General features: G+C 41.5%; 14 protein-coding genes. All 14 read right to left on the bottom strand.

Annotated elements, in window-relative coordinates; translation table 11 throughout:
* Positions 1-111: 111 nt before the first annotated feature.
* Complete coding sequence (rsfS, locus tag QZZ35_RS06965) at positions 112-465, bottom strand: ribosome silencing factor (protein WP_291236738.1); 354 nt, start codon at positions 463-465, stop codon at positions 112-114.
* Positions 458-1048, bottom strand: a complete 591-nt coding sequence (gene yqeK / locus QZZ35_RS06960) for a bis(5'-nucleosyl)-tetraphosphatase (symmetrical) YqeK (protein WP_291236737.1) — start codon at positions 1046-1048, stop codon at positions 458-460. The genes rsfS and yqeK overlap by 8 nt, the downstream gene beginning before the upstream one ends.
* Positions 1049-1055: 7 nt before the next feature.
* Positions 1056-1664: a nicotinate-nucleotide adenylyltransferase gene (gene nadD / locus QZZ35_RS06955; RefSeq protein ID WP_291236736.1), complete on the bottom strand. Its 609-nt coding sequence runs from the start codon at positions 1662-1664 to the stop codon at positions 1056-1058.
* Between the two features lie 11 nt (positions 1665-1675).
* Entirely contained in the window at positions 1676-1978 is a 303-nt protein-coding gene (gene yhbY, locus QZZ35_RS06950) for a ribosome assembly RNA-binding protein YhbY (RefSeq protein ID WP_291234295.1), read from the bottom strand.
* 15 nt (positions 1979-1993) lie between these two features.
* Positions 1994-3283: a GTPase ObgE gene (gene obgE / locus QZZ35_RS06945; protein WP_291236735.1), complete on the bottom strand. Its 1290-nt coding sequence runs from the start codon at positions 3281-3283 to the stop codon at positions 1994-1996.
* Between the two features lie 85 nt (positions 3284-3368).
* On the bottom strand, positions 3369-3659 hold the full coding sequence (gene rpmA, locus QZZ35_RS06940; RefSeq protein WP_132087072.1) for a 50S ribosomal protein L27: 291 nt from the start codon (positions 3657-3659) through the stop codon (positions 3369-3371).
* Between the two features lie 3 nt (positions 3660-3662).
* Complete coding sequence (locus tag QZZ35_RS06935; protein WP_291234293.1) at positions 3663-3992, bottom strand: ribosomal-processing cysteine protease Prp; 330 nt, start codon at positions 3990-3992, stop codon at positions 3663-3665.
* A 15-nt stretch (positions 3993-4007) separates the two neighbouring features.
* Entirely contained in the window at positions 4008-4316 is a 309-nt protein-coding gene (rplU, locus tag QZZ35_RS06930; protein WP_291234292.1) for a 50S ribosomal protein L21, read from the bottom strand.
* 195 nt (positions 4317-4511) lie between these two features.
* Positions 4512-5117, bottom strand: coding sequence for a cytidylate kinase-like family protein (locus tag QZZ35_RS06925; RefSeq protein WP_291236734.1), 606 nt, complete (start codon positions 5115-5117; stop codon positions 4512-4514).
* Between the two features lie 126 nt (positions 5118-5243).
* Positions 5244-5726, bottom strand: coding sequence for a phosphatase PAP2 family protein (locus QZZ35_RS06920; protein ID WP_291236733.1), 483 nt, complete (start codon positions 5724-5726; stop codon positions 5244-5246).
* A complete protein-coding gene (locus QZZ35_RS06915) occupies positions 5719-6903 on the bottom strand; it encodes a ribonuclease E/G (RefSeq protein WP_291236732.1) in 1185 nt (394 codons plus the stop codon). The genes QZZ35_RS06920 and QZZ35_RS06915 overlap by 8 nt, the downstream gene beginning before the upstream one ends.
* Positions 6904-6910: 7 nt before the next feature.
* Positions 6911-7588 (bottom strand): TIGR03936 family radical SAM-associated protein, encoded by a 678-nt coding sequence (locus QZZ35_RS06910; protein WP_291236739.1) that lies wholly within the window; start codon positions 7586-7588, stop codon positions 6911-6913.
* Positions 7578-9449 (bottom strand): TIGR03960 family B12-binding radical SAM protein, encoded by a 1872-nt coding sequence (locus QZZ35_RS06905; RefSeq protein WP_291236731.1) that lies wholly within the window; start codon positions 9447-9449, stop codon positions 7578-7580. The genes QZZ35_RS06910 and QZZ35_RS06905 overlap by 11 nt, the downstream gene beginning before the upstream one ends.
* Before the next feature lie 23 nt (positions 9450-9472).
* On the bottom strand, positions 9473-10318 hold the full coding sequence (locus QZZ35_RS06900) for a NifB/NifX family molybdenum-iron cluster-binding protein (RefSeq protein WP_291236730.1): 846 nt from the start codon (positions 10316-10318) through the stop codon (positions 9473-9475).
* Positions 10319-10333 lie beyond the last annotated feature (15 nt).

The raw sequence follows: 10333 nt of genomic DNA, 5'->3' as shown, positions 1-10333 counted from the left end.
AGATCCTCGGAAAAGTCATCGGACTTATTCGTCTGGATATGTAAGATACAAAAAGAGGAGACGATACTCATATACATAAGATATTGTCTCCTCTTTTTATTTCGAATTTGTTTATTTGAACTCCTGAATATCCACCATTTTTCCGTCTCTCCAGATTCTTTCAAGATCATAGAAAAGACGATCTTCTTCAGAAAAGATATGAACAATAATATCATTATAGTCCATCAGGATCCAGGATGCACTGTTGTAACCTTCTGTCTGTCTTGGTTCATAACCCGCACGACCGAGTGTCTCTTCCACATTATCCGCGAGAGACTGAACCTGATTTGTATTTGTACCGCTTGCAATAATAAAATAGTCAGCAATAACAGATACGTCACGGATATCAATGACCTGAATATCATTTCCCTTTTTATCTTCAAGGGCCTTTATTGCCAATGTTGTCATTTCTTTTGAATTATTCATGATCTGAACTCCTCAATCTTTCTTTATAATAGTCTCGAGTTACAATCGTATGACGATCGATCTCTTTTCCGGATTCTTCCAGATAATCCAGCGTCTGCTCCAGTATAGCCAGAACTGTCTCATCCAGATCCTCAAATGCCATCTTACGCAATTCCCCCAGATGTGCCGCCTTCTTCCGATTCGGCTCAATATAATCTGCCACAAAAATGATCTTTTCCACCAAAGACATAGCCGGCCGGCCGGTTGTATGGAAACGAATCGCATTCAGAATCTCCTCGTCTTCGATTCCGAACTTTTCTTTTGACAGACAGGCTCCCGCTTTTCCATGGAGCAAAAAAGGATTGGACGCTTCCATTTCCGATATCTCTTCCCCGTTATCTTTACATATCTGAAGGAGTTTTTTCTCCGGAAGCTGCTTTGCACAATCATGTAAAAGCCCTGCATATTCAGCCTTTTCAAGGTCTGCCCCGTATTTCATGGCAAGACATACGGATGTATATTCAACACCCAGTGTATGGATAAAACGATTGCCTTTGAACTTTTTACGAAGTTTTTCCTGTATTTCCTCAATTGTATATTTCATCTTCTGTCTATTCTCCCTCATATAAATGATGATTCAATATATATTCCCTTACCACTTCAGGAACAAAAAATCGAATGGTTTCCCGATTTTTCACACGATTCCGAATCATTCGGGATGAAATATCAATTTCAGGCATATTCATCAGATGGATCCGGGCATCATACTTTTCTGTCAGATAAGAAATCTTCTTCTTCATCTCCTGAGTTGAATGATGATCACGAACCGCAACGAGCAATACGGCCCTCGCCATGACACTTGCAGGTTCATACCATGTCTCGATCTGAAAAAGAGAATCTGCACCCATAATAAAATAAAATTCATTATCCGGATACAACTGCTGTAATAATCTCAGTGTCTCTGCGGTATAGCTGTACGCTTTACGCTGTGCTTCAAAATCATATTTTACAAAATAGGGAATGTTTCTGATAGCAAGTTCTGTCATCTGACTTCGAAATTCATAGTTCAATACATTTTCTTCTTTTTTATGAGGCGGATCTGCTGATGGGATAAACCAGATCTCATCCAAATTTTCACAGGCATAAGCATTTTCCGCCAGCATAAGATGTCCTACATGAATCGGATTGAATGTTCCGCCCATAATACCGACTTTTTTCACCGCATGCTCCTTTAACGCTCAGGAAGAACGATTTTTTTCTTTTTATCTTTTCCTTCACGATATAAAACAATCTTCTTGCCAATGACCTGAACCACGTCTGAGTGGGTACGTTCGCTCAGATAATCCGCAATCACTTTCGGATCATCCAGACAGTTCTGAAGCACCGAAATCTTGATCAGTTCTCTGGCTGCCAATGCTTCGTCCACTGCCTGTGTTAATTCCGGTGTAAGACTTGACTTTCCAATCTGAAAAATTGGAGTAATGGTCATAGCAAGACTTTTTAAATAGGCTCTCTGCTTACTGTTCTTTATCAACGTGCTGACCTCCTGTTATTTATAATATTCAAATTCATGATAAAATACTTTAACTGTATCGCCGTCCTGAATACCAAGAGCTTCCAGCTCATCAAGAATGCCATTATCCTTCATAAATTTCTGGAAGAAATCAAATCCCTTCTCAGATTCAAGGTTTGTATAGCCAAGCATACGCTCAACTCTTGGGCCTTCCACATGGTATACATCTTCTTCCTCTTCTGATTTAAATACGGTAAATGGAAGATTTTCCTCAACCTGTTCCGGAAAGAACTCTCTCTCGAAAGTAATCTTTTCTTCTCCCAGTTCTTTTAAAAGATTATTGACATGATACAGCAGTTCTCTCACACCTCTTCCGCTGACAGCGGAAATCGGAAATACTTTTATGCCTTCCGGTTCAAATTCCTCTCTCAAAAGCGTGATCGCATCATCATTTTCACCGTCATAGAGGGCATCGATCTTATTTGCAGCGATAACCTGGGGACGATTTGCCAGATCTATATTATAGGCTTCAAGTTCTTTATTAATCATATGAATATCACGGATCGGATCTCTTCCCTCAACACCGGCTGCATCTACAATATGAATGATGACACGGGTACGTTCAATATGGCGAAGGAACTCATGACCAAGTCCTACGCCCTCCGATGCCCCTTCGATAATTCCCGGAATATCCGCAATAACAAAACCGTCGCTTCCATCAAGATCAACCACGCCAAGATTCGGGCTCAAAGTTGTAAAATGATAGTTGGCGATCTTTGGTTTTGCGTTTGTCACCCGCGCAAGAAATGTGGATTTTCCCACATTCGGGAAGCCGACAAGCCCTACATCCGCAATCACTTTTAATTCAAGGACAAGATTTAATTCCTGTGCTTTTTGTCCCGGCTGAGCATATTTCGGTGCCTGCATCGTAGCCGTTGCATAGTGCTGATTTCCTTTGCCGCCGCGTCCGCCTTTTAAAAGGACAAGACGCTGTGTGTCGCCGGACATGTCCGCAACAACAAGGCCTGAATTTTCTTCTTTAATAATTGTTCCTTCCGGAACTTTTATGATCATATCTTCACCGTCTGCACCATGACAGCGGTTCTTTCCTCCCGGCTGACCGTCACCGGCCGCATATTTCCGGATATGACGAAAATCTGTAAGCGTATTCAGTCCCTTATCAACTTCAAAAATAACATCTCCGCCTTTTCCGCCGTCACCGCCGTTCGGACCGCCTGCCGGCACATACAATTCTCTTCGGAAACTTACATGTCCGTCGCCGCCTTTACCGGATCGAACATAAATCTTCGCTTTATCTACAAACATGACACGCATCCTCCTTTCTGTAAAATGTTTTGTTTAAGAAAAAACGACTTCAAATCCTAAAAATCTGAAGTCGCCCTGTTCATTATTATTCGTTTGCTGCTACCGGATAGATAGAAACCTGTTTTTTATCTCTACCTTTTCTTTCAAATCTTACAACACCGTCAACTAAAGCAAATAATGTATCATCACCGCCACGTCCTACGTTAACGCCTGGATGAATCTTAGTACCACGCTGTCTGTAAAGGATATTTCCAGCTTTTACAAACTGTCCATCTGCTCTTTTCGCTCCTAAACGTTTGGATTCGGAATCTCTACCGTTCTTTGTGGAACCAACACCCTTTTTATGAGCGAAAAACTGAAGGTTCATTTTTAACATCGTTTACACCTCCCTGAAATCTACATGTATATATTCGCCGTTATACTCATTTTCAATAGTTCGTAATCCGAGAATCAGAGAATTCATTAAAAGTTCCCCGTCATGATTCAGAGGTTCGGTAAAATTAACCGTTATTCTTCCCTCTTCTTCATCCTGATCTGTCTCAAAAGACTGGGAAGTAAACATCGACATTGCATTGATCGTTGTGATCGTCAGAGCAGAAACCGCACTGCACACAATGTCCTCTCCGCTGTCAGCGTATCCCGCATGACCTGAGACCTGAAATCCTCTGATTTGGTTGTCCTTATTCCGAACAACAGTTACCCAAATCATAACTTACTACCTGAATTAAGCGTTGATCTTGTCAATCTTAACCTGTGTATACGCCTGTCTGTGACCATTCTTTTTGTGATATCCGGTTTTTCTCTTATATTTGTAAACGATAACTTTTTTTGCTCTTCCGTCACACATAACTGTACCGGAAACAGTAGCATTAGCAACTGTTGGGTTACCAACCTTTACTTCATCACCACTTACAACAAGAACCTGATCAAATACAACGGATTCACCAGCTTCGATACCGAGTTTTTCAACGCGGATAACGTCGCCTTCAGATACTTTGTACTGTTTACCACCTGTTGCTATAATTGCGTACATATGGCACCTCCTAATAATAAAACTCGCCAGCTTCGGTGTCTTTTCAGATCTTAAAACCTCACTGTGCGGCACACTTAATGATTGTATCATGCAGGTCGTTTATTGTCAATAATTAAATTAACTGAATTTTCATAAAAAAAGGAGCTGCCCGAAGGCAGCCCCAAATCAGAATAGTGCAACGGGGGTTCGTTTACTCTATTTTAATTCAAACTTCTGTTCAACAAAAGCTTTAAGAAAATCTACTGTCCCGTCAATTCCAAGAACACTGCTGTTAATGACCAAATCTTTCCGTTCTCTTGAACCCCATTTTCCATCTGTGTAGAACTGATAATATGTACGGCGAACTTTATCATTTTTCTGGATTTCTTTTTTCGCTTCGAGTGGAATATCAATCAGATATTTGTCGCAGATGCGTTTGATTCTGTCCTCCATAGGTGCCTGAATAAAAATCTTCAGAACATTGTCACGATTCCGGAGAACAAAGTCGGCACATCTTCCCATGATCACACAGGATTCTTTATCCGCAATATCTCGGATAATCTCGGACTGGGTCCAGAAAAGGCGATCATTGACTGTACCTGCTTCATATCCCGGATGAGCCAACGGATTGGTAAACGGGCTGGCAGTCTTTTCATCTGCCTTATGAAGCATTTCAACATGTATACCGCTCTTTTTGGAAACTTCATCAATCAGATTCTTGTCGTAAAATCCAATACCGAGTTTCTCTGCAAGCTTCTTTCCGATCTCAAAGCCGCCACTGCCATACTCACGACCGATTGTGATAATATAATTCTTACCCATAACCAAACCCCCTTGAATTGTTTTTTGATAATTGTTCTTTTCTTACTTAAATAATATAATAATTTTTGTATTGTGTCAATATTTTTCTGTCAATATCGTATTGTTATGCATATTTTTATACTATTTTTAAAGAATATAGAAAATAAATGCGATGACAAAGCCTCCGATAACATCTTTAATAAAATGATTTCCACAAACAATCCGAAGTGTTCCCATGCAGGCTGCAAAAAAAAGTGCCAGGGAACCGATAACCGGCCACAGATGGAACAACTCAAGGGCTATAATCGCGGCACTGGCCGTATGTCGACTTGGAAAACTGTTCTTCTTTCCGGGATGATAACCAGAAAGCGGCACAAAACCATACACATCATAGGGCCGCTCCCGACTCAGTATACGCCGCATAACTGTCACAGTAAGAAAGCAGAAAAATGGTCTTAATATAAGACGGACGAGCAATACGGGATATACAACCGCACAAAGAAGGATGGCTATAATATACATCCCTCCCAATATAATAGGAAGAACTTTTGTAAGACCGCACAGCATATTTTCACGCACAGGCTTCTCATGTGCCCAGCTTATAAGACTTTCGTAGGCTTCTTTATTCATAAGACGCCACCTCTCTTATTTGTTCGTAAAACGGGCGATAAGTCCGTTTGCGTGTCATCTCCACAAGGCCAAGGGGCGTCATGTCGATCACATTCACCTGAACCGGATCTTTCCTTGCCTCTTTTGTCAGCTCTGAAAGAAGCTGTTCCTCATGTTCTCTGTCTGACAGATTGATAAAATCTACAATAATAATCCCTGAAAGATTTCGCAGCCGGATCTGACGGCATATTTCTCTGGCAGCCTCCAGATTAATCCGGAAAAAGGTTTCCTCGTCTTTCTTATGCATCTCGGCCTTACTTGTATTCACATCAATGGATGTCAATGCCTCTGTCGTTTCGATAACAAGAGAGGCACCGGACCGAAGCCATACTCTTTTTGATGTCACTCGCTCCATCAGGGTTTCCAGACTCTTAAGTTTCATTAAAGGATAGGACGGATCTTCATAAAAATCATATTGAATCCTGTCCGATGCGCTATAAAGTTCTCTGGCAGAATCATAAATTTCCGGAAGATCCGTCACAATCCGTACATCATCCGCTTCCGATACATGAACATAATTCAGCCAGTTTCTCGGTCTTAAATAGACTCTGGAAAAGCATGTGAGTCTTTTATAAGTTGACATAATATTATTATAGTAAACTTCAAAAGAATGATACTCTTCCACGATCTGTTCCTGTGATACTTTTGCGGCACTGGTTCTGAAAATAATACCTTTATGCTCATCTCCGATCAGCCCCTGCCCAAGTTCACGAATCGAATCACGAGCCCCATCGGAAGTGATTTTTTTTGATATGCCGATAAAATGTTGATTTCCGAGAAAAACAATATTTTCTCCCTGTAATTGAATCTTACTGGTCAAAACAAAAGACTTTGTTTTAATACCGCCCCGCTCCACCTGAACAAGGATCTCATCTCCGACACAGAGCTTCTTTCGCTCTGTGCCGGCATAAAGATGGTTCTTATTTGATTTCAGCGAATAATAGCCGATGACCCCAGGCATAATCTCCACAAAAGCTGCCTGTATATTATCGACGATATTTTTAACCTTTCCAATAAAAATATCGCCGATCTCAAGTTCATCCGGAGACTTCAGAAAAATCTCAACCGCTTTTCCATCTTCCATAGAAACAATCAGATGCTGCTTTTTATAGTTTGTTATAATTACTTCTTTTACCATATTCAAATCACATCATAACATCGCCATATTTTTCAAGCGGTGTAAAATTAGCACCATAGGTTTCACAACGATGAATACACAAAGCAAAAGGATCAAAAGACCGATCCATAAATTTATACAATGTCTCCATGACCTGCTCCGGTTTTAAATTCTGAGTACTTCCTGTAGCCACATTCATAAAGCAAGTGCCATTTTCTTCCCGCAATGTATGGATCATCGGTTTAATGTCCATTGTCTTTTCACTTTTTTTCGTCTTCTTTGTCACCATGATCTCACTCTGGCTCATAAACTTTTCAATCGCTTCAGCAAGATCAAAATCCGGCTCCATATTTTCACGAAAAGAAATACGGTAATCAGCTGTATCGACAATGGACATGGCATTTTTACTGTTATCCGGCAAAGCAACCGCACTTAAAATCCGAACACCTTCCACCATCTGTTCATTCATGCGATCGACAAGCTCCTTTGAAGACGGACATTCACCCATAACAATATCCATATATTCCCCTGTACTTGTAAGCCCCACACCTAAGGGAGCCGCAACAGAGATCAACTGATGGGGGCTGAATCCCTGAGAATATTGAATATCAATACCTGAGCGACGAAAAGCCTTCTGAAAATAACGCATCATATCCAGATGGCCGATAAACCGCATAATTCCGCTTTTTTCAAATTTAATTCTCACCTTCAAAACATACACCTCCCTCGTAAACACGGCAACCGCAGCCCGAACACTGCATACGGCAGTTTGGTGTCACCAGTTCCTTCTGTGACTGTTCATATTCACGCCACAAGAATTCCTTTGTCACCCCTGCATCGATAAAATCCCATGGCAGAATCTCATCATATTCACGCACTCTTCCTGTATAAAATGCCGGATCAATACCCGCTTCATTCATAGCCTCAACCCAGCGGTCATAATAAAAATATTCAGACCAGGAGTCAAACATACATCCCTTCTTATAAGCCCTGAGAATAACTTCACCAACTTTTCGATCTCCGCGCGCTAAAAATCCTTCTAAAGCTGTAAGATCAAAATCATGCCAGTTATAGCGCATACTCTTCCGGTTTAACTGATCTTTCATCTTATGACTTAAGAAACGCTGTTTTTCACGAAACTCTTCCGTTGTGTTCTGAGCTACCCACTGGAACGGTGTGAATGGCTTTGGAACGAAGAAAGATGTACTTGAGACAACATCCACACGGGCTCCCGGACGTTTATCCTTAGGAATTGTATAGTAAAGAGCCGCAATATCATTGGATAATTTGGCAATACCCTCGATATCCTCCATCGTCTCTCCCGGAAGGCCAAGCATAAAATAAAGCTTAACCCGGTTCCATCCGCCGTTAAAAGCTTCCATAGCCCCTGAGAAAATATCTTCTTCAGTGAGACCTTTGTTAATCACATCCCGCATTCTCTGGGATCCCGCCTCCGGTGCAAATGTGAGACTGCTCTTCTTCACATCCTGTACCTGACTCATGACATCCAGTGAAAAAGCATCAATACGAAGTGAAGGAAGGGATATATTGACTTTCATCTTTTTGCCAAACTCTTCAATCAGATAGGTCGTCAGCTCTTCAAGTTTCGAATAATCACTGGAACTTAAAGAACTTAAAGAAATCTCCTCATGTCCTGTGGATATAAGCATATCATGGGCATATTTCTTTAAAAATTCCAGATCACGTTCTCTGTTTGGACGGTAAACATTGCCGGCCTGACAAAAACGACAGCCGCGTATACATCCGCGCTGAATCTCAAGCACAACCCGGTCCTGGGTTACTTTAATGAAAGGAACGACCGGTTTGGATGGATAATAAGTATCACTCAGATCCGTAACAACCTGTTTTTTAATCTTTTCAGGAATACCCTCTTCCACAGGTTCAAAGGAGGCGATTCTTCCATCTGAAAGATAAGACACCTTATAAAGTGACGGCACATATAAACCTGGAATTTTAGCTGCTTCTTTAAGGAATTCCTCCCTGCTTCCGCCGCGTTTTTTCCAGGCCTTATAGCAATCCATCAACTCATAATAAACGGTTTCACCCTCGCCGATATAGAAAATATCAAAAAAATCTGCCAGAGGCTCAGGATTATAGGCACATGGACCGCCTCCGATGACAAAAGGATGTTCCAGTGTTCGTTCCGATGCCTTTAAAGGAATCTGGCAAAGATCCAGGATCTGAAGAACATTGGTATAACACATTTCATACTGAAGGGTCATCGCAAGAAAATCAAAATTCTTCACCGGATCCTGGGATTCTAATGCAAACAGGGGAATATTGCGTTCACGCATGACCGCATCCAGATCCATCCATGGCGAATATAAACGTTCGCAGTACACATCCTCCCGTTTATTCAGCATATCATAAATAATCTGAATACCCAGATAAGACATGCCGATTTCATACACATCCGGGAAACACATCGCAAAACGAATATCGACGGATGCAGGATCTTTATAGACCGCATTATATTCATTTCCAAGATACCTTGCCGGCTTCTCAATTTTTAATAAAATATCATCACTTAATGCTAATTTTCTCATTGAATAAACGTCCTTTTCTGATCCTACTGCACACTAACGAGCTCAATTCTGAAGTTCAGCTCTTTTCCGGCCATCTCATGATTTGCATCCAATGTGATCGTTGTATCATCCTTCGCTGCAACTTTTACAGGAAATGGCTGTCCCATAGGATTTGTCAGATATACCTGCTGACCAACCGTTAAATTTTCAGATCCCGGAAGCTGTGCGATTTCAAATGTCATAACCGCACTTGGATCCGGCATGCCATAAGCTTCTTCCGGCATAAGATGGATATCAACAACCTGTCCCACTTCCATATCAACAACAGCCGCATCAAACCCTTTAATCATCATGCCCGCACCGCATACGAATTCTAAAGGTTCCCCTCTGTCATAAGAAGAATCGAACTGTACACCATCATTAAATGTGCCTTTGTAATGAACACGACATGTTTTTCCCGCATTCTTTCCTTCAAGTGTCAACTGAACACTTCCGCATCCACCGCCGCAGGAATGTCCGCCGCATCCATGTTCTCCACAGGAATGACCTTCTTCATGGTCATGGTGGTTGCAGTTGGAACCTGTAGACACAAGTTCACCTCTTAAATAAGCCTCCACGACCTCATCTGTATTTCCTTCGGCTCCTGCCACTAACTCAATTCCGGCTTCCGTAAGTGCTGCCTGTGCTCCGCCGCCGATTCCGCCGCAGATGAGTACATCGATATCCTGTCCGGCAAGAAGTCCGGCAAGTGCACCATGACCGCTTCCGTTGGAACCGATCACTTCACTGGAAACAACCTTATTATCTTCCACTTCATACACTTTAAAATTTTCTGTTCTTCCAAAATGCTGAAATACTTCTCCATTATCATAAGTTACTGCTATTTTCATCTTCATTTCCTCCAA

The sequence above is a fragment of the Frisingicoccus sp. genome, assembly GCA_016298055.1.
Classification (GTDB): domain Bacteria; phylum Bacillota; class Clostridia; order Lachnospirales; family Lachnospiraceae; genus Frisingicoccus.
This window is presented reverse-complemented; position numbering and strand designations above follow the sequence as displayed.

Coding starts and splice junctions, on each gene's coding strand:
- yqeK (WP_291236737.1), bottom strand. CDS start 1,048: ATGAAATATACAATTGAGGAAATACAGGAAAAACTTCGTAAAAAGTTC.
- QZZ35_RS06900 (WP_291236730.1), bottom strand. CDS start 10,318: ATGAAAATAGCAGTAACTTATGATAATGGAGAAGTATTTCAGCATTTT.
- QZZ35_RS06925 (WP_291236734.1), bottom strand. CDS start 5,117: ATGGGTAAGAATTATATTATCACAATCGGTCGTGAGTATGGCAGTGGC.
- rsfS (WP_291236738.1), bottom strand. CDS start 465: ATGAATAATTCAAAAGAAATGACAACATTGGCAATAAAGGCCCTTGAA.
- obgE (WP_291236735.1), bottom strand. CDS start 3,283: ATGTTTGTAGATAAAGCGAAGATTTATGTTCGATCCGGTAAAGGCGGC.
- QZZ35_RS06935 (WP_291234293.1), bottom strand. CDS start 3,992: ATGATTTGGGTAACTGTTGTTCGGAATAAGGACAACCAAATCAGAGGA.
- QZZ35_RS06920 (WP_291236733.1), bottom strand. CDS start 5,726: ATGAATAAAGAAGCCTACGAAAGTCTTATAAGCTGGGCACATGAGAAG.
- rplU (WP_291234292.1), bottom strand. CDS start 4,316: ATGTACGCAATTATAGCAACAGGTGGTAAACAGTACAAAGTATCTGAA.
- QZZ35_RS06915 (WP_291236732.1), bottom strand. CDS start 6,903: ATGGTAAAAGAAGTAATTATAACAAACTATAAAAAGCAGCATCTGATT.
- rpmA (WP_132087072.1), bottom strand. CDS start 3,659: ATGTTAAAAATGAACCTTCAGTTTTTCGCTCATAAAAAGGGTGTTGGT.
- QZZ35_RS06905 (WP_291236731.1), bottom strand. CDS start 9,449: ATGAGAAAATTAGCATTAAGTGATGATATTTTATTAAAAATTGAGAAG.